At 74.3% G+C, this 22,622-nt stretch carries 25 protein-coding genes; 11 read left to right on the plus strand and 14 right to left on the minus strand.

The window, feature by feature from the left end:
- Positions 1 to 52: 52 nt before the first annotated feature.
- From ACZ3X1_RS19320 to mscL, 6 genes are all read left to right on the plus strand, one after another.
- Positions 53 to 367 carry an FmdB family zinc ribbon protein gene (locus tag ACZ3X1_RS19320; protein ID WP_030662497.1) on the plus strand — a complete coding sequence of 105 codons (315 nt, stop codon included), beginning with the start codon at positions 53 to 55 and terminating at the stop codon, positions 365 to 367.
- 73 nt (positions 368 to 440) lie between these two features.
- Entirely contained in the window at positions 441 to 1,274 is an 834-nt protein-coding gene (locus ACZ3X1_RS19325; protein WP_356811861.1) for an S-methyl-5'-thioadenosine phosphorylase, read from the plus strand.
- A 123-nt stretch (positions 1,275 to 1,397) separates the two neighbouring features.
- Positions 1,398 to 1,958 carry a carboxymuconolactone decarboxylase family protein gene (locus ACZ3X1_RS19330; protein WP_467280381.1) on the plus strand — a complete coding sequence of 187 codons (561 nt, stop codon included), beginning with the start codon at positions 1,398 to 1,400 and terminating at the stop codon, positions 1,956 to 1,958.
- A 16-nt stretch (positions 1,959 to 1,974) separates the two neighbouring features.
- Positions 1,975 to 2,760, plus strand: coding sequence for an orotidine-5'-phosphate decarboxylase (gene pyrF, locus ACZ3X1_RS19335; protein WP_467280382.1), 786 nt, complete (start codon positions 1,975 to 1,977; stop codon positions 2,758 to 2,760).
- 126 nt (positions 2,761 to 2,886) lie between these two features.
- Entirely contained in the window at positions 2,887 to 3,507 is a 621-nt protein-coding gene (locus tag ACZ3X1_RS19340; RefSeq protein WP_390076466.1) for a hypothetical protein, read from the plus strand.
- Positions 3,508 to 3,630: 123 nt separating this feature from the next.
- Positions 3,631 to 4,125 carry a large conductance mechanosensitive channel protein MscL gene (mscL, locus tag ACZ3X1_RS19345; RefSeq protein WP_362625529.1) on the plus strand — a complete coding sequence of 165 codons (495 nt, stop codon included), beginning with the start codon at positions 3,631 to 3,633 and terminating at the stop codon, positions 4,123 to 4,125.
- Positions 4,126 to 4,147: 22 nt separating this feature from the next.
- Here mscL and ACZ3X1_RS19350 read toward each other — a convergent pair whose 3' ends face one another.
- Complete coding sequence (locus tag ACZ3X1_RS19350) at positions 4,148 to 4,360, minus strand: hypothetical protein (protein WP_356811857.1); 213 nt, start codon at positions 4,358 to 4,360, stop codon at positions 4,148 to 4,150.
- Positions 4,361 to 4,402: 42 nt separating this feature from the next.
- Positions 4,403 to 4,732, minus strand: a complete 330-nt coding sequence (locus tag ACZ3X1_RS19355) for a hypothetical protein (protein ID WP_467280557.1) — start codon at positions 4,730 to 4,732, stop codon at positions 4,403 to 4,405.
- Between the two features lie 196 nt (positions 4,733 to 4,928).
- On the opposite strand from ACZ3X1_RS19355, the gene ACZ3X1_RS19360 reads away from it, so the two are divergent.
- A complete protein-coding gene (locus ACZ3X1_RS19360) occupies positions 4,929 to 6,083 on the plus strand; it encodes a low temperature requirement protein A (protein WP_467280383.1) in 1,155 nt (384 codons plus the stop codon).
- 98 nt (positions 6,084 to 6,181) lie between these two features.
- Positions 6,182 to 7,429: a cytochrome P450 gene (locus tag ACZ3X1_RS19365; RefSeq protein ID WP_467280384.1), complete on the plus strand. Its 1,248-nt coding sequence runs from the start codon at positions 6,182 to 6,184 to the stop codon at positions 7,427 to 7,429.
- Between the two features lie 106 nt (positions 7,430 to 7,535).
- Here the strand turns inward: ACZ3X1_RS19365 and ACZ3X1_RS19370 are convergent, their stop codons facing one another.
- Both ACZ3X1_RS19370 and ACZ3X1_RS19375 read right to left on the minus strand, forming a co-directional pair.
- Complete coding sequence (locus ACZ3X1_RS19370; RefSeq protein WP_356811854.1) at positions 7,536 to 8,030, minus strand: DUF5949 family protein; 495 nt, start codon at positions 8,028 to 8,030, stop codon at positions 7,536 to 7,538.
- 57 nt (positions 8,031 to 8,087) lie between these two features.
- Entirely contained in the window at positions 8,088 to 8,690 is a 603-nt protein-coding gene (locus ACZ3X1_RS19375) for a DUF4352 domain-containing protein (RefSeq protein WP_356811853.1), read from the minus strand.
- Between the two features lie 155 nt (positions 8,691 to 8,845).
- Here ACZ3X1_RS19375 and ACZ3X1_RS19380 point away from each other — a divergent pair, with 155 nt between their 5' ends.
- Positions 8,846 to 9,283, plus strand: coding sequence for a DUF6299 family protein (locus tag ACZ3X1_RS19380; RefSeq protein WP_467280385.1), 438 nt, complete (start codon positions 8,846 to 8,848; stop codon positions 9,281 to 9,283).
- Positions 9,284 to 9,325: 42 nt separating this feature from the next.
- Here ACZ3X1_RS19380 and ACZ3X1_RS19385 read toward each other — a convergent pair whose 3' ends face one another.
- The 5 genes from ACZ3X1_RS19385 to ACZ3X1_RS19405 all read right to left on the minus strand — a co-directional run bounded on the left by ACZ3X1_RS19385 (position 9,326) and on the right by ACZ3X1_RS19405 (position 14,600).
- Positions 9,326 to 9,499, minus strand: coding sequence for a hypothetical protein (locus ACZ3X1_RS19385; RefSeq protein ID WP_356811851.1), 174 nt, complete (start codon positions 9,497 to 9,499; stop codon positions 9,326 to 9,328).
- Between the two features lie 70 nt (positions 9,500 to 9,569).
- The gene (locus tag ACZ3X1_RS19390) at positions 9,570 to 11,657 is read right to left on the minus strand and encodes a SpoIIE family protein phosphatase (RefSeq protein WP_467280386.1); all 2,088 of its coding nucleotides are present in this window, start codon (positions 11,655 to 11,657) and stop codon (positions 9,570 to 9,572) included.
- A gap of 12 nt (positions 11,658 to 11,669) precedes the next feature.
- Positions 11,670 to 11,939, minus strand: a complete 270-nt coding sequence (locus ACZ3X1_RS19395; RefSeq protein WP_356811850.1) for a hypothetical protein — start codon at positions 11,937 to 11,939, stop codon at positions 11,670 to 11,672.
- Positions 11,940 to 11,964: 25 nt separating this feature from the next.
- Entirely contained in the window at positions 11,965 to 13,269 is a 1,305-nt protein-coding gene (locus ACZ3X1_RS19400; RefSeq protein ID WP_467280558.1) for an NAD(P)-binding domain-containing protein, read from the minus strand.
- 77 nt (positions 13,270 to 13,346) lie between these two features.
- A complete protein-coding gene (locus ACZ3X1_RS19405) occupies positions 13,347 to 14,600 on the minus strand; it encodes a carboxylate--amine ligase (protein WP_467280387.1) in 1,254 nt (417 codons plus the stop codon).
- Between the two features lie 27 nt (positions 14,601 to 14,627).
- On the opposite strand from ACZ3X1_RS19405, the gene ACZ3X1_RS19410 reads away from it, so the two are divergent.
- On the plus strand, positions 14,628 to 14,843 hold the full coding sequence (locus ACZ3X1_RS19410; protein ID WP_356811848.1) for a hypothetical protein: 216 nt from the start codon (positions 14,628 to 14,630) through the stop codon (positions 14,841 to 14,843).
- 51 nt (positions 14,844 to 14,894) lie between these two features.
- On the plus strand, positions 14,895 to 16,469 hold the full coding sequence (locus tag ACZ3X1_RS19415; protein ID WP_467280390.1) for a glycoside hydrolase family 26 protein: 1,575 nt from the start codon (positions 14,895 to 14,897) through the stop codon (positions 16,467 to 16,469).
- A 74-nt stretch (positions 16,470 to 16,543) separates the two neighbouring features.
- Here the strand turns inward: ACZ3X1_RS19415 and ACZ3X1_RS19420 are convergent, their stop codons facing one another.
- From ACZ3X1_RS19420 to murJ, 5 genes are all read right to left on the minus strand, one after another.
- A complete protein-coding gene (locus ACZ3X1_RS19420) occupies positions 16,544 to 17,686 on the minus strand; it encodes a GNAT family N-acetyltransferase (RefSeq protein ID WP_390076453.1) in 1,143 nt (380 codons plus the stop codon).
- Entirely contained in the window at positions 17,683 to 18,450 is a 768-nt protein-coding gene (locus tag ACZ3X1_RS19425; protein WP_467280559.1) for a YveK family protein, read from the minus strand. The genes ACZ3X1_RS19420 and ACZ3X1_RS19425 overlap by 4 nt, the downstream gene beginning before the upstream one ends.
- A 72-nt stretch (positions 18,451 to 18,522) precedes the next feature.
- Positions 18,523 to 19,833, minus strand: a complete 1,311-nt coding sequence (locus ACZ3X1_RS19430) for a glycosyltransferase (protein WP_390076451.1) — start codon at positions 19,831 to 19,833, stop codon at positions 18,523 to 18,525.
- A gap of 5 nt (positions 19,834 to 19,838) precedes the next feature.
- Positions 19,839 to 20,615, minus strand: coding sequence for a polysaccharide deacetylase family protein (locus tag ACZ3X1_RS19435; RefSeq protein WP_467280392.1), 777 nt, complete (start codon positions 20,613 to 20,615; stop codon positions 19,839 to 19,841).
- Complete coding sequence (gene murJ, locus ACZ3X1_RS19440) at positions 20,605 to 22,473, minus strand: murein biosynthesis integral membrane protein MurJ (protein ID WP_467280393.1); 1,869 nt, start codon at positions 22,471 to 22,473, stop codon at positions 20,605 to 20,607. Before murJ ends, ACZ3X1_RS19435 begins: the two co-directional genes overlap by 11 nt.
- Between the last annotated feature and the right edge of the window lie 149 nt (positions 22,474 to 22,622).

The following is a 22,622-nucleotide window of genomic DNA, read 5'->3' on the forward strand; positions in this document are numbered from 1 at the left end:
CACCATGGAGCGTCGTTAGCACTCATTGAGTGAGAGTGCCAGGAGGAAATTCGTGCCGACCTACCAGTACCAGTGCACCGAGTGCGGTGAGGGCCTTGAGGCCGTGCAGAAGTTCACCGATGACGCGCTGACCGTGTGCCCGAACTGCGACGGACGCCTGAAGAAGGTGTTCTCCGCGGTCGGCATCGTCTTCAAGGGCTCCGGTTTCTACCGGAACGACAGCCGTGGCGCCTCGTCGAGCAGCACCCCTGCCTCGAAGCCCGCCTCCAGCTCGTCGTCGTCCTCGACGTCGACCGCCGCCGCTCCCGCCGCGTCGTCCTCCTCGACGTCGTCGAGCACGAGCAGCAGCTCCACGTCGGCCGCCTGACCGCTCCTTCCCGAGGCCCCGCCCGCCCCACCGGGCAGCGGGGCCTCAGGCATGCCCGGTTAGGGTGAGCGGCATGGTGAACGCAGAGATCGGTGTCATCGGCGGCTCGGGCTTCTACTCCTTCCTGGAGGACGTCTCGGAGGTCCAGGTGGAGACCCCGTACGGGCCTCCGAGCGACTCCCTGTACGTGGGCGAGCTGGCCGGCCGGTCGGTGGCCTTCCTGCCCCGGCACGGGCGCAGCCACACGGTCCCGCCGCACAGGATCAACTACCGGGCGAACCTCTGGGCCCTGCGCTCGGTCGGTGTCCGCCAGGTGCTCGGCCCGTGCGCGGTCGGGGGCTTGCGGGCCGAGTACGGGCCGGGCACGCTGCTCGTTCCCGACCAGCTGGTCGACCGTACGCAGAGCCGCGCACAGACCTTCTTCGACGGGGTTCCGCTGCCGGACGGGAGCGTCCCGAACGTCGTGCACACCACCTTCGCCGACCCGTACTGCCCGGTGGGCCGGTCGGTGGCGGTGGCCGCGGCCCGCGGGCGGGACTGGGAGCCGGTCGACGGCGGCACCATGGTCGTCGTGGAGGGGCCGCGCTTCTCCACGCGCGCCGAGTCCCGCTGGTACGCCTCGGCGGGCTGGTCGGTGATCGGCATGACGGGTCACCCGGAGGCGGTCCTCGCCCGTGAGCTGGGGCTCTGCTACACCTCGATGGCGCTGGTCACAGACCTGGACGCGGGTGCCGAGACCGGCGAGGGCGTCTCCCACACGGAGGTGCTGAAGGTGTTCGGCGAGAACGTCGGACGCCTGCGCGAGGTCCTCTTCGACGCGGTGGCGGCGCTGCCGCCCGCGGAGACCCGCGACTGCCTGTGCACGCACGCGCACGACGGCTGGGACCTGGGCATCGAGCTTCCGTAGTCCGGAGCCGGGCCGGCCGGGGCGGCCGGCGCGCCCGGTCGTGGGCTGTCACATCCGGGACGGCTGTCCTGTCTTCCTCTGTGAAGGCCCAGTCGGGACAGACAGCTCCGGGAGATGACAGTCGTGCCTCGTATCTCGCTCACCCGGCCCCGCACCCTGCTGACGCGCATCGGTGCCTGGTACTCGCGACGCACCTACGGCAAGGTGCTCGACCCCGGCCAGGCCTACGGGCACAACGCGCGCGTGCTGTTCTCGTACGTCCGCCTGGAACAGCGGGCGGCGAAGTGGAACGCGCTGGACGCCGGTCTGAAGCACCTCGCCGTGATGGCGGCGGCGGCCCGCATCAACTGCTCGTGGTGCCTGGACTTCGGCTACTGGGAAGGCCGTCAGCAGGGGATGGGGGCGGAGAAGATCGAGCGGGTGCCGCAGTGGCGGGAGGCCCCCGAGATGTTCAGTGAGCTGGAGCAGCTGGTCATGGAGTACGCCGAGGCCATGACCGAGACCGAGCCGGCGGTCACGGACGAGCTCGCCGCGGCACTGGTCGCGCGGCTCGGGGAGGCGGCGTTCGTCGAACTCACGGCGGTGGTCGCGCTGGAGAACTGGCGCTCGCGCGTCAACAGCGCCTTCGGCCTGACCAGCCAGGGCTTCTCGGAGTCCTGCCAGCTGCCTGCCGGGGGCCGGTGACGCCGACAATGACGGCGTGAACACCGACTTCTCCGCATCTTGCGGTTCTTCCGGCCGCGCCGGCGACGACCGGGTCATCGTGGCTCTCGACTTCGCCGACCGACGGTCCGCCGAGGTGCTCGTGGAGCGCCTCGGGGACGCGTGCGGCTCCTACAAGATCGGCCTGGAGCTGCTGACCGCCGCGGGCCCCGGACTCGCGCGGGACCTGGTCGCGCGGGGGCGCGAGGTCTTCCTCGACCTGAAGCTGTTCGAGATCCCGAACTCGGTGGCGGGCGCCGTCCGGGCCGCGGGCGCGTTGGGCGCGTCGATGGTCACGGTGCACGGCATGGGCGGTACGGGGATCATGGCCGCGGCGGTGGAGGCGGCCCGGGAGTTTCCGCGGCTGCGGGTGCTCGCGCTGACGGTGGTCACCAGCATGACCGCAACCGATCTCGCCGACATCGGCGTCGGGGCGGGCGCCGAGGAGCAGGTGCTGCGGCTGGCCCGGCTGGCGATGGGCGCGGGCTGCGACGGCGTCATCGCCTCACCGCGCGAGGCCGGGCCGCTGCGTGCGCTGCTGGGGCCGCAGCCGCTGATCGTGACGCCGGGAGTGACGCTGGGGCCCGCGGAGGGCGGGGCGGGCGTGCACCTGGGCGGGCACGCCCGGCCTGGGACGCCCGGGGCGGCCTTCGCGGCCGGGGCGTCGCACGTCGTGGTGGGCCGGTCGGTCGCGCGGGCGGCCGACCCGGTGGCCGCGCTGCGGCAGGTCCGGAAGGCCGCGGGCGAGGCCTCGGGGGCCGGGGTCCGTCACTCCGGGGGGTGAGGGGGTTTTCCACAGGCTGGGGACCGTCCACAGGCGTGAGCGGGATCCGGGGGGAGGCCGGATCGTGGGGTGTGTCCGGGCGGTGGGTCCGGGCACAGGAACTCACTGCGTCTGGTGGTGCTCGTCATGTCCCGTACGTCCGCGACGTCTTCGTCCTCTTCCGCAGCCTCCCCCCGGTCCTCCTGCGCGGCCCCGGCCCCGGCCGTGGCCCCGGCCCCGGCAGCCCCTGCGGGCCTGCCTTCCCGCTCCCTCTCCGGGTGCGCGACCTCAACCACCTGTCCTCCCCTGCGTCCCGTCCCGCCGTTCCCGCCGCTGCGGGTGGGCCGCGGGTCGGGCCGGCTGCGCCGGGCCGTGCGGCGTCGGCGGCGGGCCGTCTCGGCCGCCCTGGCCGTCGTGGCGGCGGCACTGGCCGTGGGGGGCACCGAGGCACAGGCCTCTCGGGGCGCGCCGCCTCCCGTGGTGAAACCGCCGCCGGCGGCGGTGCGGATGGTCTCGGCGCCCGTGCGCATCGCGGATGCCGCTACGGTGCGGCTGCTGCGGCCCGGGGACCGGGTGGACGTGGTCGCGGCGGAGCGGGCGCAGCCGCCCAGGGTGGTGGCGGCGGGGGCCAGGGTCGCCGAAGTCCCCGTCGCGGAGCAGGGTGTCGGGGACGGCGGGGCGCTGGTCGTCCTGTCCGTGCCGCGGGAAACCGCACGGGCCCTGGTGGGGGCGGGCGCGCTGACGCGACTGGCGGTGACGTTGTGCTGACCTGCACGCACGATCGGTCAATTCACCTCAAAGTGACGGCCGATTGGACACACCGCGCCCGGACTGCCGTAACTTTCGGAACCGTTGGCTCCGTGTTCGGCTCCTGTGAAGAAGGGCTCAGCGATGAGCGAGAAGAGGGAAAGCGTGCTGGCGGGCTTCAAGGCCTTCCTGATGCGCGGCAACGTGGTCGACCTGGCGGTGGCCGTGGTGATCGGCGCCGCGTTCACGAACATCGTGAACGCGGTGGTCAAGGGGATCATCAGCCCGGTGGTGGGCGCGGTGGGCACGAAGAGCCTGGACGGCTACAAGTCCTGTCTGAAGTCGCCTTGCGCCATCGGCCCCGACGGCCAGCCGACCGGGGTCGAGATCCTCTGGGGGTCGGTGCTGAACGCCACGCTGACCTTCGTGATCACCGCTGCGGTCGTGTACTTCCTCATGGTGCTGCCGATGGCGAAGTACCTGGCGCGTCAGGAGGAGCGCCGCAAGGCCCGCGAAGGGGCCCAGGAGATCGTCGAGATCACCGAGCTGGAGGTCCTCAAGGAGATCCGCGACACCCTGGTCGCGCAGCGCGCGGGCGGCGGTGTCGGCGGCCAGGCGGGTTCGCGCGACGGGTTCTGACCGGGCCGGCCGCCCCGGCCGGTCAGATGTGGTGCGGTGGCTTCTCGTCGAGGAAGCGGGCCAGGTCGGCCGCACTTCCGCCCGTGGGCGGCCGCTCGCCCCAGCCGCGGTCCGTGTCGTCGGACGACTGCTGGTCCAGCGGGTCGTCGAAGTCGATCCGCGGCTTGGGCCTGGGCCGGCGGGCCTCGGGGGCGGGGCTCTGGGGCTGCGGGTCGGAGGCGGGGGTGCTGCTCATGCCTCCAGGGTACGGCCGCCGGTGGTGGCGGCCCGGCCATGATCACCGGTGCTTCGGGCCGAGGAGCCACGGGCCGATCACCACGAGAAACGACAGGCGCGGGAATCCCGCTCCCCACCAGGCCGCCCCGGTGTTGCCGTCCATCCGCTCGTCGACCGTGACGGGTCCCGCCCGGAGCTGTGCGACGACGACGGTGAGGGCCGCCACCGGACGGGCGTTGAGCTTCGAGGACCGCTCCGGCTCCTGCTCGGTGGCGGCGCCCGGGCCGGGGCCCGTGTGCCGGATCCGCGGATCGCCGTATCCGCTGGCGGGCGGATCGGCGGACAGCGTTCGGCGCACCGGCCGGTTCAGCCCCGGTCGGCGCCCGGGCAGCCGAGCTGCCGGGTCATCTCGGGGCGGGAGTCGCCGAGCTGCCGCGCCTTCGCCGGAACAAGGTCCCGTCCTGTGCGGCGCGTTGGTCCGGGCGGCGCCCGGGGCACAGCGGCACAGCGGCCGCCCGGGGCACAGCCGGCGCCCGGACAGCGCGCCCGACCTGCCGGAAGCCGGTTCCTCTGGTCTTCTGGCCGCTATGGCCTACTCCCCCATGACCGCCCGCAGCCGCGAAGAGGACCACCGCACCTCGACACCGCTGGAGCTGTTCTTCGACCTCTGTTTCGTCGTCGCGATCGCCCAGGCCGGCGCCCGGCTCGTGCACGCGCTCGCGGAGGGCCATCCCGGGACCGGGGTGATCGGCTACTTCTTCGTCTTCTTCGGCGTGTGGTGGGCGTGGATGAACTTCACGTGGTTCGCCTCCGCCTACGACTGCGACGACGTCCCGTACCGGATCGCGACCCTGGTCCAGATCGCCGGCGTCCTCGTCTACGCGGCCGGGGTCACCGAGGCCTTCGACGAGATGGACTGGACGGTCGCCGTCATCGGCTACATCATCATGCGCGTCGCTTTGACGGCACAGTGGCTGCGGGCCGCCGCCGGGGAGAGCGGCGCCGCCCGCACCGCGGCCCTGCAGTACGCGGCCGGGCTGGTGGTCTGCCAGGCCGGCTGGGTGGCACTGCTGTTCGCACCCGACGACGCCAAGGGGTGGCTGTTCCTGGTGCTGGTCGCGGCCGAGCTGATGGTTCCGGTGATCGCGGAGCGCGGCCACCAGACACCCTGGCACGCCCACCACATCGTCGAACGGTACGGACTGTTCACCATCATCGTGCTCGGCGAGACGATCGCGGCGAGCACGGTGGCCGTGAAGTCGGCGCTCGACGAGCACGAGGCCCTCGGCCTGCTGCTCCCCATCGCCGCCGGCGGGCTGCTGATCGTCTTCGCCGCGTGGTGGATCTACTTCGCCGTACCGATGCACGAGCACCTGACGTCCAACCGGGAGGCCATCCCGTGGGGCTACGGCCACCTGCTGGTCTTCGCGTCCGGTGCGGCGATCGGTGCGGGCATCGAGGTCGCGGTCGAGCACGCGGTCGGCAAGGCGCACATCTCCCAGGTCTCGGCGAACGCCGCCGTCACGGTCCCGGCCGCGGCCTTCCTGTTCATGGTGTGGTTCCTGCACTCGCGCCACTTCAAGCGCGGTATCGCCCAGCAGCTGGTCCTGCCGGTGGCCGCCCTGGTCACCCTCGCCTGCACCTGGACGGGTGCCTACGCCGTCCTCTACGCGGGTCTCGTCGGGGTGGTCGCGGTCACCGTCGGCGTGATCCTGGCCGAGCGGCCGGGCGCGACGGCCTAGCGGCAGGGGCGGCGGGACAGACCGTCACTCCCGCGGCCCCGCCGCCGTTCTCCAGCACAGAACGAGCAGGACGAACCGCATCGACTGGAGGCCCGGCCATGACACTCCCGGCACAACGCCACGGCACCGACCCCGGGCGGGAGTTGGCCGAGCCAGGCTTCTGGCAGCAGCCGCCCGCCCACCGGCTCGCCGCCTTCGCCCGCCTGCGCGCCGCCGAAGGCCCCGTGTTCGTGCCCGAAGGGGCCGGGCACTGGGCCCTCGTCCGGCACGCCCATGTCCAGGAGGCCAGCCGGCTGCCCAAGGTCTTCGCAAGCGCCCCCGGCGTGACCACCCCCGAGCCGGCCCGTTGGGTCCGCGCCCTGTTCGGGGACTCGATGGTCAATCTGGACGGACCGGACCACGCGCAGTTGCGCAAGATCGTCCAGCGGGCCTTCACCCCGCGCCTGCTGGCGGCGGCCGAGGCCGACATCCACGCCGTCGCGGCCCGCATCGTGGACGACGTCTTGGCCCACCGGCCCGACGAGTTCGTCTCGGCGGTGGCCTCCCGGCTGCCGCTGGAGGTCATCTGCAACATGATGGGGATCCCCGAGCGCCACCGCGCCGAGATCGCCGACCGGGTCAACCACGCCTCCGAGAACATCGGCGTGGAGCGCGGCCTGGCCTCCCGGCTGCGGATGCCCGGCCGCGGACTGCGCGCCCTCGCCCGGATGCAGCGGATGGTGGCGGGCATCGGCCGGGAGCGGCGCAAGCACCCCACCGACGACCTGATCTCGGCGCTGGTCTGTGCGAACGTGGACGGCCAGGCCCTCGGCGCGCGCCAACTCGGCGCCTTCTTCTCGCTCTTGATGGTCGCCGGGGTGGAGACCACCCGCAATGCCATCACGCACGGGCTGACGCTGCTGACCGACCACCCGGACCAGCGGGACCTGCTGCTGTCGGACTTCGAGAAGTACGCGGACGGCGCGGTGGACGAGATGATCCGGCACTCGACGCCGATCATCCAGTTCCGCCGGACGGTGGTGGCCGAACACGCCCTGGGCGGACGCGACTTCCGGCCCGGCGAGAAGGTGGTCCTCTACTACGCCTCCGCCAACCGCGACGAGGCGGTCTTCGCCGACCCCGACGCCTTCGTCATCACCCGTTCGCCCAATCCGCACCTGGGCTTCGGCGGCGGCGGGCCGCACTTCTGCCTGGGCGCACACCTGGCCCGGGTGGAGATGAAGGCGCTCTTCCGCGAGCTGCTGACCCGGCCGGTCGGGCTGCGCGCGGTGGGCCTGCCGGACCTGGCGGGCTCGAACTTCGACAACCGGGTGCGCTCGCTCAGGTTCGCCTTCGAGCGGCCCTGAAGGGCGACGCCGAGGGGCGCCCCCGGGGGAGGGGGGACCCGGCCACCGGGCTGGCTGGGAGCCCGGCGGCCGGAGCGGGTGGGGCGGGCGCCCGGCGCGCGAGCGGCTACTTCTGCAGGCGCCGCACGGACAGCACGCAGTGGGCGCTGCCCGTGAGGACCTCCTCGTCGCCCGCGAAGGCCTGCAGGGTCTTCGCGTCGACCGGCCGCCCCGGGACCGCCTCGGGCCAGGCGCGCGTGGCGAAGAGGAAGTACGCCTGCCCGCTCTCGTCCGCCGCGGCGACCCACTCGTCGGGGGCGGTGCACTGCGCGTTCATCCCGGGCAGGGTGAGCGCGATCTGGTTGCCCTCCAGAAGGATCTGCACGGGGAAGCCGGCCGGGTTGCGGGTGCCGTCCATGACGACGTCGCCGATGGGCAGGCCGATCTCCTCCAGCAGCCCGCGGGCTGCCGCCTCACCGGCCTCCCGGCCACCCGGGCCGTCGCCCAGGGTGTAGGCGAGGAGGTACGGGATGTCGTGCGCCTCGGCGGGGTCGCCGATCCAGGCGAGCACCGAAAGGGTGCCGAGCTGGGACCGGTCGATTTCGGCTTGAGTAGAAGTCATGCGCCGCACCCTAGTGGTCGCGCGCCCGGGCCTTTCACGGCCTTTCACCCGGGCGGGCTAGACCGCCCAGAATCCCTCTCCGGAATTCGCCCGGATGTTCGCGTCCTGGTATTCGAGCCGCACAATGCGCGCGTTTTCCGGGATTTCGAACACGGCCCACCCCTCTGCCCGCTCACCGACCTCCAGGGAATCGAAGACGATCGGTTTGCCGGTCGTCAGCTCACCGGTGGGCACCACCGGGTGGCGCTGCCCCGCGCCGTCGTGCGCCCACATGCGTCCGAGCGCCCCGTACGAGGCACCGCCCACGTTGACGAAGGACATCGAGGCGGCCACCCAGCGCTTGCCGGCGGCCGGGGCGAAGTGCTTGTCCGCGCTGATCGCGGGGTTCACGAAGGCGCCGAGCACGACCTCCAGGTGGCGGCCGACCTGCGTGCCGTGCACCCGTACGACGTCACCCACATGGGCATCCCCCGCCCCGGGCCGGACCGGGGCGCCCTCGCCCCCCGGAGCCCCGTCGTCCACCGGGACGGCCGGCGCCGCGGCCGGGGCGAGGGCGTCCCCGTCGGGGACGCCCTGGCAGGCGGTGGCACCGAACAGCAGCGACGACAGGAGGGCGAGGGCTGGGAGGGCGGAGAGGGCGGGTAGGGCGGGCTGGCGCATGCGAGATCCCTTCGGGCACGTATTTCGGCCAGTTTCACGCGCCCGGGCCGGCAATTGCACCCAGCGACACGAGTGTGCGGAGTGAGTGCCCGCGGCCACCTGCCAGCACAATGCGTTCCGGCGGAATCCCGCCGCCCGCACCCCCTGGAGGAAGAATGCGCATCCCCGCCCGCCGAATGGCCCTGGCGGCCTTCTCCGCACTGGCCGCCACCACGCTGTTCGGCGCTCCGGCCGGCGCGACCGTTTTCGACCAAGGTATTTCCGTACATCACCACGCGTACGTCGCGGCGGACGGCACCGTCACCCTTTCCGGTTCGTACCACTGCGAGCAGGCGTCACCCACGGGGGCGATGCAGATCAAGGCGACCGTCGAGCACGGGGGCGGCAAGCTGAGCATCGGCGCGGAGCAGCCCGTCTGCGACGGCAAGGAGCGCCGGTGGGTGGCAACGGCCCCGGGCCGCTGGGTGCACGTTCGCCCGGGCCACGCGGTGGTCACCGCCGAACTCCAGGAGATCCGCCTCTCGGGCCTGATGCCGAAATCGGTCGCCACGGTCGCCGAGGCCACGGCGGACGTCGAGGTCCGCGAGCACTGAGCAGTGCAGGACACGCGGCACGCGCCATCCCGGTAGCCCCCGCTACCGGGACCGGCACTCGGGGGCGACGCCCGTCATCGACATGAAGGCCACCGCCTGGCAGCCGGGGTCCGCGTGCGGCCGCCCCGTCGTCCAGTCCACGACCGTCGGCACCCCGGCGGCCAGCAGGAGCACGGCGAGGATGCCGGTCACGGCGCCCTTGTTCAGCCTGCGCACAGCACGTTCCGTTCCATGGCGGCATCATCACCCCGGCCCCCGCCGCCCACAACTCGGCGTGGCCGACCGCTCACGCCGTGCGCCGGCCGCCGCCGCCGACGTCGAACTCGCACCACACCGCCTTGCCGTCGCCCCGGGACTCCACGCCCCAGTGCGTGGCCAGGGCGTCCACCAGCAGCAGCCCGCGCCCCGTGGTGGCCGCCTCGCCCGGGCTGCGCCGGCGCGGCCACACGCTGGAGCGGTCCTTGACCCACAGCCGGATCCGCCGCACCGGCTCCGGCAGCACCTCCATGGTCAGCACCGCTCCGCCGTCGGTGTGCAGCAGGGCGTTGACCAGCAGCTCGCCCGCCGCGATCTCCACGTCGTCGGCCAGCTCCGGCACGCCCCAGTCGCGCAGGGCCTGGCGCAGGGCGTAGCGGGCCTCGGAGAGGCCCTCCGGGTCGGCCTGGTGGATGTACTGGTGGATGCGCGGCGCCCGGTGGGTGCCGGGGTCGGGGGCCCTGCGCAGCACCAGCAGGGCGACATCGTCCCCGGAACCCCAGCGCTCCCACAGCCGGTCCGAGAGGTGGTCGGCGAGCGCCCCCGCGCCCTGGGGGCCGCTGCGCACCGCGTGGGCGAGGGCGTCCATGCCCGCGGTGATGGTCGTACCGGGCTCCTCCACGAGGCCGTCGGTGCACAGCACCAGCGTCTCGCCGGGGACCAGGTCGAGCTGGGTCTCGGGGAACTCCTCCTGCGCGAAGACCGAGGCCAGTCCCAGCGGCAGGCCGCCGCGCACGTTGGGCCAACCCGTTCGCCCGTCCGTGTGGCGGATCAACGGGCCGAGGTGTCCCGCGCGGACGGCGCGCACCCCGCCCGTCTCTAGGTCGACCTGCGCGTACATGCAGGTGGCGAACCGCTCGGTGTCGAGCTCGGCGAGGAAGCGCGAGGCCCGCGCCAGCACGGTGGACGGGGGATGGCCCTCCCCCGCGTACGCCCGCAGCGCGATCCGGAGCTGGCCCATGATGGCCGCCGCGTGCGTGTCGTGGCCCTGTACGTCGCCCACGACGATGCCGACCCGGTTGCGGGGCAGCGCGATCACGTCGTACCAGTCCCCGCCGACCTCCCGCCCGCTCCACGCGGCGTGGTAGCGGACCGCGATCTCCCCGCCGGAGATCTCCGGGATCCGGCGCGGCAGCATGGCCGCCTGCAGGCCCGTCGCGAACTCCCGCTCCTGGTCGAAGAGGAGCGCCCGCTGCAGCGACTGGGCCACGATGCCCGCCAGGCCCAGGCACAGGTTGCGCTCCTCCGGGCTGAACTCCTCGCGGTGCCGGTAGAAGAGGACCAGCCCGCCGATGGCCTTGGCCTGGGCGATCAGCGGCAGGTAGGCGGCGGCGTCGAACCGGATGCGGCCCAGGTACTCCGCGAGGAGCGGGAACTCGCCGCCGAGTTCGGTGAGCGAGGTGACGAAACGTGCCTGCCGGGTCAGCACGGCGTGCGAGAGCGGCAGCGACCCGTCCATCCGGGTGAAGCGGCGCTCACTGAGGATCTCCAGGGACTCACCGCTCAACGCGATGATCTTCATGGTGCCGCCCTCGACCAGCCCCAGGGCCAGCCCGTCGGCCCCCAGCCGCTCCAGCGCGCCCGCCCCGGTCAGCGCGGCCGTGACGTCGTCGACGGTCACCGCCCGCGACAGGGCCTCGGTGGTCCGCTGCACGATCGTCGTCTGCTGCGCGCGCGCCGCCTCCAGCTTGCGCAGCAGCGTCGCGTGGGCCAGCTCCGCCGCCGCGTCCCGGACGATCCCGGCGATGTGCAGCGCCTGGCCCCCGGCGTCCCGCACCACCCGGCCCGTGGTGTGCGTCCACTGGTCGCGGCCGTCGCGCCGGTGCACCGTGAAGTACGCGCCGAACGTCTCCCCGCCCTCCGCCAGGACACCGGCGATGGTATCGCGCAGCCGGGCCGCGTCCTCGGGCCGCACGCGCAGCGCGGCGCCCTCCGCGGTGCCGTCGTACTCCGCCGGCTCCAGGTCGAACACCGCCATGGCGGCCGGGTCCAGGGCCACCGTCCCCGAGCCCAGGTCCCACTCGAAGCTGCCCATGCCGTTCAGCGCGAGCCGCTCCCCGGCGTCGGTCACGGGGGTCCGCCGGGCCGGGCCGGGTCCGTCGCGCTCCGCCGCTGCCACCTTGCGCACCCCCTAACGGCCGGGCCAGCACGGCTGGGAGATCAGCCGCTCCCACTCCTCGTCGGGATGCCCCGGAAGGGTGCGCCCGGCCTCCCGCCAGCGCTTGACGACGGAAAGGTAGATCGTGGGCTGGTCGCCGGCGGACGCCGCCCCGTACGGGGCCGCATACGGCGCCGCGTACGGGGGCCGCTCGTGCCCGGCGGTCCGGGCCGTGGCGGACTGTTCGCCGCGGCTGGCGGGAATGCGTACCCAGCCGCGGCCCTGTGCTCGCTCCGCGCTCATCACGGACCCCTTCTCCCCGCGGATCTCACCGCAGGTACGTCTTCGGATGCCCCGGGGGTTGTACCCCCGGACCCGGCCCGGGGGAAGCAGCCCGGACGAGCCGGGCGGCACCGGAGGAGCCCGGCCGCGGCCCCCGGGCACCGAGGCGCTTGCGGACTCCTCTCACCAGTCTCCCCGCCGTGAAGCCCGCACCGTGCACGAATCGCATGGAAGGGCCGAATGAGGGAGCCGCCAGCAGCCCCGCGAAGAACAGCCCGGGCCACGAGGACTCGAAGGCCGGGCCCAGCTCCGGGGCCCTGCCGCCGCCGACGGTCGTCAGCGCCGAGCGCAGCCCCGCGTCGAGCATCTCCAGCCGGTGCAGGTCCGGGGCGAAGCCGGTGGCCGCGATGACGTGGGCGACGTCCATGACCACCGCTTCGCCCTGGGGTGTGGTCAGCCCGAGCCGGGTCCGTCCGCCCACCGCCGCCGCCCGGTGCAGCCGGTGCCCGAGCAGCGCGGGCACGCGCCGCTCGAAACGGTCCCGCAGCCACCAGGCGCCGGCCGGGCCCAGCGCGGTCGCCGCGATCCGCTCCCGGGTGTGCGCGGGCAGCCGGCGCACCGCCCAGGGCAGCTCCGACCACACCCAGCTGCGCCAGCCCGTGCCGAGTCCGCTGTGCGGATCGCGCAGCGCGCGCAGCGGGGGCCTGCTCAGCGGCTGCGGGACGCTGTTCCAGTTCAGCCGGGAGCGCCGGGCGACCAGGCACGGCCGGGAACCCTGCTCGGCCAGCAGGGCGGCGGTCTCCAGGGCCGCCTGCCCGGCACCGAGCACGGCGACGTCGCGGCCGGCGAAGCCGGACAGGTCCCGGTGGCCGCTGCTGTGCGAGTAGTGGCCGGGCGGGAGCCCGCGCAGCGCCTCGGGGTACTGGGTGAAGGGCATCACCCCGACCGCGACGGCGACCGTACGGGCGAGCAGGGGCGGTCCCTCGGCGGTGCGGACGCGGAAGCCGTCGCCCCGCGGGGTCACCTCCGTGACGGTCACCTCCTCCACCTCCGGCCCGGCGTGCCGGGCGAACCACATCCCGTACGCGCTGAACGTGCCGATGGGCAGCGGAGTGCCGTGTTCCGCGACCGTTCCGAGGGAGGCGCAGTACTCGGCGAGGGTGTGCCGGCCGTCCGGCGCGGACAGGTTGGACGACCACGGTTCCGACTTCAGGTACATGCCGTCGGGCATGTGGTCGCGCCACGAGGCCATGGGCCTCCCCAGCAGCCGGACGCCCAGACCCGCGCCGGCGGCGTGCGCGGCGATCGACAGCCCGTACGGGCCCGCGCCGATCACCACGAGATCGTCGATCCGCGTCACGGCCGCTCCTCCACCTCGATCGTCACCTGCGGGTCACCTGCCCGGCCCCGCCCGCCGGGCCCGCCCGGTCAACGGCTCACCAGCTCGTCCGGCTCGGCCGGAGCCTCCGGCGGCGCGGGGCGGGACACCGACCCGGCGGAGGTCACCCCCGGCTGCTCCCGCCCGCGCTGCCGGGGCGCGCGTACGACCGCGCGCGCGGTGCGGCGGCCCTGCGCCGGGACGCCCCGCAGAGCCCTCGCCCCCTTGGCCGCGCCGCGTCCCAGGAACGCCGCGAGCATGGCCAGGAACGGCCGGACGTCGTCGGCCGCGAACCAGGCCGCCTCGACCTGGCCCCGCTCGGCGGCGGGTCCCGGCGTGGGGGACGCGGGGTCCGCCGCCGGGCGGCGGCGCGGCAGGGACCGGCCCCGGACCGCCGCCAGCAGCGCGTAGTTCTCGGCGACGAACACCCGGCCCGTGGCGCCCGAGGGCTTCGGGACCCGTTGGCCCGTCAGATCCAGGTACATCGCCTGGACCACGTCCAGCCCGGCCGCGTCCGTGAACAGCCTGAACTGCGCGCCCGGGCGGGGGTTGAAGTCCACCAGCCGGAAGACCCCGCGCTCGTCCCGGCGGAAGTCCAGGTCCAGGATCCCCTGGTAGCCGAGGCGTTCGGCGAGCTTCAGCCCCGCCTCCTCCACCGCGGGGTCCGGCAGCCAGCGCCCCACCGCCGTCAGGCCCGTGCGCACCGGCCAGGACAGCTCCTTGCGGCCCGAACCGGCGAGCAGCGGACGTCCGCCGCGGGCGAAGGCTCCGTGGAAGAACCAGTCGGTGTCCGGGCCGGCCGGCAGGAACCGCTGGAGCAGCAGCCTGCTCCCCGCCTCGGCGGAGCGCTCGTACAGCCGGCGCGCCTCGGCGGTGGTGTGCACGAGTGTGGTGCTGCGCAGCCCGGCCGCCCCGGTGGGCAGCAGCCAGGGCCGGCTCCACTTGGCGACCACGGGCAGGCCCAGCCGCCAGGCGGCCTCCGCCGCATCCGTTCCGCTCGCCGGGACCACGGTCTGCGGGTGGGGGACGTCCCACCGTGAACAGAGCCGCGACAGCTCGGCCTTGTCGGCCACGCGGGCGGGCAGGTTGTCGGGCTGATGGGGGATGCGGAAACGGTCGCGGAGCATCGGGGCGAGCCGGGACACGGCGATGGCGCTCAGGTCGTCCATCGCGACGAGCACGGCCGGGCGGCCGATCCGCTCCGACACCCCGGTCAGGCACTCCAGCAGGGCCTCGGGCGCCTCGGGGTCCAGCCCCCCGGCAGGGCCGGGATGGGCGGCGCGCAGGTACCGCGAACGCCCCATGGGACCTCCCCCGGCCTCGACGACGGCATGGACCTCGACGCCTTTGCGGCCAAGGGATCTGACGGCGCCGAGGGTTCCGTGGTGGAACGGATTGCGGTCGAGTCTGAGCACAACGGCGGGCACATGGTTGGCGAACGCGTGCATGGCAACGGTGTCTTTCACCTAGTCGGACCAAGCGGGGGTGATGCTCAGCTGCTAATGGCCTACGCGGCGGTCACCGAACAGGCCGTTCGTCAGATGTGATGCCTAACGTCTCTGGCAAGCACACCGATTCGGGAAAGCTCGGGAGACGCCATGCCCAGACCAAGTCGCCGACTGGCGAGCACCTGCATCGGCACGGTCACGGCCGGACTGCTCGCCACCGGTGCCGCCCTCGCGGCGCCGGACGAGAACCGTGCCGAAGACTCCGGCATCGCCATGGGCGCCTATCTCGACTACGGGCCGAGGGGGGTGGCCCGCATCCCGTACCTCTCGCGCTGGCTGGGCGGCAAGGACATCCGGGTCGGCCACACCTACCTCCCCGGCGACCAGTGGGCCGGCATCGAGGGCCGGGTCTCCTTCCTGGAGGACTGGGCGCGGTGGCGTCGCGCGGACGACGACCGGATGTTCGTCCTGAACGTGCCCATGCAGGCGCGCAACGAGGCGCGGGTACCCGACCAGCAGGTGGCCCGGCTGATCCGGGCGGGCGCGCAGGGCTGGTACGACGAGCACTTCCGCAGGCTCGCCGAGCGGCTGGTGTCGCTGGGTGTCCCGGACACCGTCATCGTGCTCGGCTGGGAGATGAACGGCGTCACCTACACCCACCGCTGCCGCCCCGACCCGGCGAACTGGAAGGTGTACTGGCGGCGCATCGTCGACGTGATGCGTGCCGTGCCCGGCCAGAAGTTCAAGTTCGACTTCGCGCCGAACAGGGGTACGGACGCGATCGGCTGGACGAAGTGCTACCCGGGCGACGACTTCGTCGACATCATCGGCATGGATTCGTACGACCAGGGTCCCGGACAGACCTTCGACGACCAGATCTCCCAGCCGTACGGGCTCCAGAAGCACGTCGACTTCGCGCGGGCGCACCACAAGGCGATCTCGTACCCGGAGTGGGGGCTGTTCCGGCGCGGGGACAACCCGGAGTACGTACGGCGCATGCTGCGGTGGATCGAGCAGAACAAGCCGCTCTACCACACCATCACCGACTACTGCCCGCACGGCGTGTGGCAGTGCAAGCAGAATCCGCAGTCCACGAAGGCCTTCCGGGCGGCGCTGACGCCCGAGGTGCCCGGCCCGGTGATCCCGACGCCCGTCGTGCCGACGCCCGTCGTGCCCACGCCCGTGGTGCCGACCCCCGTGGTGCCCACCCCGGTCGTTCCCACGCCGTCCGTGCCCACGCCGCAGATCCCGACGCCCCAGGTCCCGACCCCCGAAGTCCCGACTCCGGCAGTCCCGACCCCGCAGGTCCCGACGCCGACCGTCCCCACGCCCCAGGTCCCGACCCCGACCGTCCCCACACCACAGGTCCCCACACCCCAGGTGCCGACCCCGCAGGTGCCGACGCCGCTCCCCGAGCCCTCGACGGCCGAACCGAGCCCTGTCCTGCCGAGCCCCGAGGTCCCGACACCCGTCGACCCCAGCCCCAGCCCGCTGGAGCCGGAGCCCGAGCCGAGCCCCGAGGTCCCGGAGCCCGGCACCCCGAGCCCCGAAGTGCCGAAGCCCCAGCCCACGCCGGCCAAGCCGCTGCCGCAGCAGCCGCCGCTCAACAGCATGCAGTGGTGCGTACCGATCAACTTCGGCGAGTGGCTGTCCAAGCTCGTCGGCAAGCAGTCGGTCTGCGTCAAGATCGACCTGGGGGAGGGCTCCGGCTTCTGGCCCTTCTAGCGGGTGTCCGCAAGGCAGCACCGGCCGGCCGCAGGGCGGGCGCGGCGGGGCTTTGCGGACACGACCTGCACGGGTCATCGCACCCGCAGTTCGTTGAGCCGCGCCCGCCAGTCCCTGGCGGCCGGCAGCGCCTCCCGCAGCGCGTCCACCGCCCGCTCGCGCCCCGTCACCTGCGACTCGTGCAGCCGCAGCAGGGGCGCGAGCGCGCTGGTGGCCATCAGGAAGCGCTGGTTGACGACCGTCGCCGGCCGCCAGTGGTTCTTGTACGGCTCGTTGCCCCGCAGGAAGCTGACCACGGGCCGGCCCTCCTCCAGCGCCCGGCCGGCCTCGTGGCGCAGCAGCAGCGTCGCCACGTCCACCTTGCGCGCCCGCAGGTCCGGGTCCGCCCCGTAGAGGTAGCCGCCGCTCAGTCCCGCCGACAGCAGCGTGACGTTGGCGGCCACCACCTTCCCGTCCAGCCGGAACTCCGTCAGCCGGCCCTCTCCCGCCCGCACCATCCGGCGGGTGGCCCGGGTCAGGTGCTCGGCGAAGCGCGGCCGCAGGTGCTCCGGCGTCACCCCCCGCCCGCGCCACTGCTTCTCGTGCAGCCGCAGCAGGTTCCGTACCGCGCGCGGTACCTCCTGCTCGGTGGCCTCGTGCTCCTCGATCCCGGCCGCGTCGGTCTTGCGCAGCTTCGCCCGCACCCGCTGGGCGCCGGAGGCGGGCATCCGCTTGACCAGTTCGTCGAACGGCAGGGTCGGCAGCTCCATGCACGTGGAGTCGGCTAGCCTGCTGCCGATCCCGGGCCACTGCCGGTACAGCTCCTCGGCGGCGGCCCCGGGACGGACCTCCCGCAGGTCGACCACCGCGCCGCGGGCCGCCCGGTGCAGCCCGTGGGCCAGCGCCGGGACGACCTGGCCGGCGTGTTCGGCGGCCACCAGCACGTCGAAGTAGTCGGTGATCCGACCGCCGAGGGGCACCAGCAGGGGTAGCGGCCGGTGCACGAGCATCAGGGCGGCCGCGCCGACCAGTTCACCGCCGCGCCGGACGAGGACGATCCGGAGCCGGCCTTCCTTGCCGTACGTCAGCCACCAGGAGTGAAGCCAGGCGTGGCTCTGGAAGGGGGTGGCGCTGGGGCAGGCGCGGACGAGCCGGTTCCACGGCTCCTCCAGCGCGGCGAACTGCCGGGGGTCGCGGCACAGCGTCACCGTCAGGGCGCCGGCGGAGCCCGAGCTCATCGAACGGACTCCTTCCCCTTGGTCGCGGCCGGCTCACCCTGCGCGGGGAGCGTGGCGTACTCCTCGGCCGGGGCCGCGGCCACGTGCTCCGCGGCAGGCCGGGCCACCGGAGCGGCGGCGGGTGCGGCCACGCCGCCCTCGGGGCGCCGCGCGCGGCCTGGCCGGGCCAGCAGCCACAGGCCGCCGAGCAGCCCGCCGGCGCACGTCCCCACGGCACCGCTGATGGCGGCGGACGGGGAGGCGGGCTCGGCGGGGGCCACGGCCTGGTTGAAGAGGAGCAGCTGGACGCCGGTGCTCTTGGCGGCCTGGTTGCTGCTCAGCGACAGGGCGTCGGCGACCGCGTTGGCGATGTCGGCGGCCTCGGCGGGGCTCGTGGAGGTCCCGGTGATGGCGATCATCGGGGACTCGGGGGAGGTCTCGGCCCGCACCTGGGTACGCAGCTGACGCGCGGTGAGGCCCGCGCGGGGCTGCGCGTAGGCGAGGGTGGAACTGCTGGTGGCGATACGGGCGTACGCCTGCGCGAAGCCGAGGGCGGTGGCGGGCTCGGTGGTGTCGTCGGGGACGGCGACGACATAGCTGGTCGCGGCGTACTCGGGGGCCTTGAGCACCCCGTACGCCCCGCCCGCGGCGAGCCCCAGCACGGCGCAGGCGGGCAGTGGCCACCACACGGGTGGCCGGGTGAAGCGCCGCCTGGGCCTCTTCCCGGAGCGGTGGTCCGCCTTCTTCTCCGGCTTCTCGGACTTCTTCTCGGCGCTGTCGGCCATGGTCGTGCTCGCTTCCTGGAGGGAGGTGGGTTCCTGCGGGGTCCCGGCCGGGACCCCTTCGGGCATGGGGGGTCAGCCGCCGGCGCCGGGCGCCTGCCGGGGGGAGCCGGGCCCGGGCACCGTCAGCCCCGCCGGCGGTCGGTGCGCGGGGCCCGGTGCGGGACCCGGTGCGGGGCCCGTTGAGGGTTCCGGTGCCTGCGGGGCCGGCGCCTGCGGGTCCGGCTCGGAGCCCCGGCCCGTCCCCGACCCGCGCGGCGCGGCCGAGAGGGCGAGGTCGTACACGTCCAGCAGCCGGCGCGCGCTGCCGGCGATGTCGTAACGGCGCACGACCGGCGGCGGGGGCAGCCGGCGCGCGCCCGCCTCCATGTGCCCGCGCAGCGCGGCGATCAGCTCCTCGGTGCCGGTGCCGATGCGGCGGGCTCCGGGGGCCTGGGCGGCGGGCAGGTCGTCGATGGCCGGACAGGTCACGTGCAGGACGGGCAGCCCGGCGGCCAGGGCCTCCACGACCGCGAGCCCGAAGGCCTCCTCCCGCGACGGCGAGACGAAGACGTCCATGGCGGCCAGCAGGGCCGGGATGCCCGGGGTACGGCCGTCCGTGCTGTCGCCCAGCGGGTCCCGCTCCCCCAGCAGGTGGATCCGGCTCTGCGCGCCGAGCTCTGCGGCCAGCCGGCGCAGCCCCGCCCGCTGCGGACCGTCCCCGGCCAGCAGCAGGTGCGCGCCCGGCAGCGCTGCCACGGCCCGGACGAGCACGTCGAAGCGCTTGCCCGGGACCAGCCGGCCGACCCCGCCGACCACGAAGGCCCCTTCGGGCAGGCCGGTGCGCGCGCGGGTGGCCCGGCGGACGCCCTCGTCGAAACGGAAGCGGACGGCCTCGATGCCGTTCGGTACGACGTGGACCCGCGCGGCCGGCACCCCCCACCCCTCCAGCCGGGCGGCGACGGTGTCCGACACCGCAACGGTCGCCGCGCCCAGCCGTTCACTGGCCAGGTACAGGGCCCGGACCCCGCCCGAGAGGGGGCGGCCCTCGATCTCGCCCTCGCCGAGGGAGTGCTCGGTGGCGACGGTCGCCGCGGTGCCCGCGAGGCGGGCCGCGACGCGCCCGTACACGCAGGCCCGGTACAGGTGCGTGTGCACGAGGTCGTACTGGCCGCGCCGGATGAACCGCACGAGCCGGGGCAGCGCCCCCAGGTCCCGGTTGCCGCGCATGCCCAGGTGCACGACCCGTACCCCGTCGGCGCGCAGCCCCTCGGCCACCGGGCCGGGGTTGGTCAGCGTCAGCACGTCGCACCGCATCGGCATGTGCCGCAGAAGCAGCCGCAGTTGCTGTTCGGCACCGCCGACGCCGAGGCCGGTGATGACGTGCAGCGCCCTGACCGACTCCATCGCCCTCACCGGAGCACCGCCCGCCGCAGCTCCCGGACCTGGTGGCGCAGGTGCTTGGCCCGCAGCCGGACACCGCCGTCGGCCTGGCTGACGTGCGTGCGCGGCAGGGCGTGCGGGCCGGCGAGCCGCCCGGGGTCGATGGCGCAGGCGTAGCCGTAGCCGGCCGCCCGCGTCGCGTCGACGACCCGGGCGTCGAGGTGCCCGTACGGGTAGCAGAACCCCTCGGGCAGGGTTCCGGTCAGCTCGCGCAACAGGTCGCGGCTGCCGCGCAGTTCCTGCTGGATCACGTCGTCGGCGGCCGCGGTGAGGTCCTGGTGGAGCAGGCCGTGCGAACCGATCTCCTGACCGGCGGAGGCGACTTCGCGGATGCCCTCGGCGGTGAGCAGGGATTTGCGCGGCCCCAGCGGGTCCCACACGTTGTCCACACCGAGCCGCCCCGGCAGTACGAAGAGGGTGGCGGTGCAGTCGTGGCGCTGGAGCAGCGGCAGCGCGTGGGTGAGGAAGTCGGTGTAGCCGTCGTCGAAGGTGAGTCCGACCAGCCCGGCTCCCCGGCCGGCCGCCCGGGCCCGCAGCAGCTCGCCGACCGACACCCCGCGCAGGCCCCGGGAGCGCAGCCACAGCAGCTGGGCCTCCAGGGCGAGGGGAGTGACCGTGATCCCGTACGGGTCCTCGGCGGGGTCGGTGAACTCGGCGACCGAGTGGTACATCAGGACCCACGGCGGAGCGGTCCGGCGGGCGGGGACCATCACGGCGGCGGGGGCCGTGTCGGTGTCAGCGGACATTGCGCAACCTCTGCGTGAACTGGGCGATCTGGGCGGGCAGGGCGGTGACTTCGAGGGCGCGTACGGCAGTGCCGGTGGCGCAGAACATGGCCGGGACCAGCAGGCAGCCGAGGGCGGCGCTGAGCAGGGGGTCGGGGATCATCGGCCCGGCGATCCACCCGGTGGCGCAGGCGGCACCGGCGGCCACCGCGAGCCGTCCGATGCCGGTGGCGACGCGGCGGAGGTGGATGGCGATGATCCGCGGGCCGAGGCCGGTGAGCAGCAGGGCGGCGGCGGTGGAGATGCCGGCGGCGTTGGCGGCGGCGATCCCGTAGGTGCCCCACCAGCGGACGGCGAAGGCTCCGGCCACGATGTTGACCAGCAGTCCGGCACCCATCGCGAGCGCCGGGAACCAGGTGGGCCGGGCGGTCGAGAAGAAGGGCCGGGACAGTGCCCCGACGAGGCAGTGGCCGAGCAGTCCGAGTCCGTAGACCCGCATGACGGAGGCGGTGGCGAGGGTGTCCCGGTGGGTGAAGGCGCCGCGTTCGAAGAGGACCTGGATGATCTGGGGGGCGTAGCCGATGACGAGCGCGGTGCCCATCAGGACCGCGAGGGAGGCCAGTGCCAGGTCCCGTTCCACCCGTCGGCGGGCCTTCTCCCGCTCGCCGCCGGCCATGGCCTGGGCGACGACGGGGAAGGTGACGGTGCAGATCATCAGCGACAGCACCATCGGCATCTGCGCGACCTTCTGCGCGTAGTTGAGGTGGGAGATCGCCCCGGCCGGGAGCGAGGCGGCCAGGAACCGCTCGACGAGCACCTGCGACTGCCGGAAGACGGCGAAGAGGACGACGGGGGCGATGACCCCGAAGGCGATGAGGGTGGGGCGGTCGCGGTCGCGCTGGCTGCGCGGGGCGGTGACCCGTTTGGCCCGGGGCCGCCCGAAGCCCACGTTGCGGATGAAGGCGGGGAGTTGGACGAGCGCCATCAGCAGGCCGCCGACGGCGACGCCCGCGGCGGCGGCCCGCACGCCCCACAGGGTGTGGAGGGCCACCATCGTGGCGATGATGCCGATGTTGTACGAGACGTAGATCGCGGCGGGCGGTACGAAGGAGCGGTGCGCGCGCAGGGCGGCGCTGAAGTAGCCGGCGACGCCGAAGGAGAGCACGGTCAGCGCGGTCAGGCGGGTGCATTCGACGGCCAGCCCGGGGTCGGGCAGGCCGGGGGCGAGCACGGAGACGACGGCCGGCGCGGCGACGGCGAGGACGGAGGCGACGACGGCCAGGAGCACGACGAGCCGCGGCAGGGTCGCCCCGACCAGCAGCCGTACGGGGTCCTGCGCGCGGGCCTCGCTGCGGGTCAGCCCGGCCCGGCCGGCGGCCCGTCGGGCCAGGGCGTGACTGAAGGCGGGGACCATCAGCAGCGCCATGGCGTCCTCGATCAGCAGCGTCGAGGCCATCTCCGGGAGGGTCCAGGCGATGAGGAAGGCGTCGCTGGCGTGCCCGGCGCCGAAGAGGTGCGCGATGGTCTGGTCGCGCACCAGCCCCAGCAGGGACCCGGCGGCGGTCAGCCCGGCGGTGACGGCGGCGGCCTTGGCCAGGAACCGCCCCAGCGGTGCCCCTCCTCCTGCGGCGGGCTCGACGGGCACGACGGGGACGGCGGGTACGGCGGGTACGCCGCGGCGGCGGCCGCGTCCTGAGCGGCCCCGGTCGGGCGCGGCGTGCTCCCCCGCGGGGCGGGCACGGCCGGCCCCGCCGGCCGTCGGTCCCAGGCCCCCGGACAGGCCGGCGGAGCCGCGGGCGGCTCGGGCCGCCACCCGCACGCTGTGCCGCTCCGGGACCTTGCCCGGATGTCCGGCGGAGCCGACTACGGGGGCCGGCACGGCGGACGCACCTCCCGGCAGGCGTCCGGCCACGAACCCTGGATCCGCCGGCACCGGCACGGCGGGGCGCCTGCCCGGCCCGGCGGCAGCGGCGAAACCGGGGCCGGTCCGGTCCGGCCCCTGGCCGGCCGGGGCACTGCGCGCGTACC

The organism is Streptomyces sp. NPDC023541, from assembly GCF_055559995.1.

Excerpts from the sequence above, each read along its gene's own strand:
- ACZ3X1_RS19435 (WP_467280392.1), bottom strand. The coding sequence starts at position 20,615 with ATGTCCGCTGACACCGACACGGCCCCCGCCGCCGTGATGGTCCCCGCC.
- ACZ3X1_RS19415 (WP_467280390.1), top strand. The coding sequence starts at position 14,895 with ATGCCCAGACCAAGTCGCCGACTGGCGAGCACCTGCATCGGCACGGTC.
- ACZ3X1_RS19375 (WP_356811853.1), bottom strand. The coding sequence starts at position 8,690 with ATGCGCCAGCCCGCCCTACCCGCCCTCTCCGCCCTCCCAGCCCTCGCC.
- ACZ3X1_RS19410 (WP_356811848.1), top strand. The coding sequence starts at position 14,628 with ATGGACCTCGACGCCTTTGCGGCCAAGGGATCTGACGGCGCCGAGGGT.
- ACZ3X1_RS19425 (WP_467280559.1), bottom strand. The coding sequence starts at position 18,450 with ATGGCCGACAGCGCCGAGAAGAAGTCCGAGAAGCCGGAGAAGAAGGCG.
- mscL (WP_362625529.1), top strand. The coding sequence starts at position 3,631 with ATGAGCGAGAAGAGGGAAAGCGTGCTGGCGGGCTTCAAGGCCTTCCTG.
- ACZ3X1_RS19340 (WP_390076466.1), top strand. The coding sequence starts at position 2,887 with ATGTCCCGTACGTCCGCGACGTCTTCGTCCTCTTCCGCAGCCTCCCCC.
- ACZ3X1_RS19325 (WP_356811861.1), top strand. The coding sequence starts at position 441 with ATGGTGAACGCAGAGATCGGTGTCATCGGCGGCTCGGGCTTCTACTCC.
- ACZ3X1_RS19350 (WP_356811857.1), bottom strand. The coding sequence starts at position 4,360 with ATGAGCAGCACCCCCGCCTCCGACCCGCAGCCCCAGAGCCCCGCCCCC.
- ACZ3X1_RS19395 (WP_356811850.1), bottom strand. The coding sequence starts at position 11,939 with ATGAGCGCGGAGCGAGCACAGGGCCGCGGCTGGGTACGCATTCCCGCC.
- ACZ3X1_RS19365 (WP_467280384.1), top strand. The coding sequence starts at position 6,182 with ATGACACTCCCGGCACAACGCCACGGCACCGACCCCGGGCGGGAGTTG.
- ACZ3X1_RS19420 (WP_390076453.1), bottom strand. The coding sequence starts at position 17,686 with ATGAGCTCGGGCTCCGCCGGCGCCCTGACGGTGACGCTGTGCCGCGAC.
- ACZ3X1_RS19430 (WP_390076451.1), bottom strand. The coding sequence starts at position 19,833 with ATGGAGTCGGTCAGGGCGCTGCACGTCATCACCGGCCTCGGCGTCGGC.
- ACZ3X1_RS19360 (WP_467280383.1), top strand. The coding sequence starts at position 4,929 with ATGGCCTACTCCCCCATGACCGCCCGCAGCCGCGAAGAGGACCACCGC.
- ACZ3X1_RS19380 (WP_467280385.1), top strand. The coding sequence starts at position 8,846 with ATGCGCATCCCCGCCCGCCGAATGGCCCTGGCGGCCTTCTCCGCACTG.
- ACZ3X1_RS19405 (WP_467280387.1), bottom strand. The coding sequence starts at position 14,600 with ATGGGGCGTTCGCGGTACCTGCGCGCCGCCCATCCCGGCCCTGCCGGG.
- ACZ3X1_RS19370 (WP_356811854.1), bottom strand. The coding sequence starts at position 8,030 with ATGACTTCTACTCAAGCCGAAATCGACCGGTCCCAGCTCGGCACCCTT.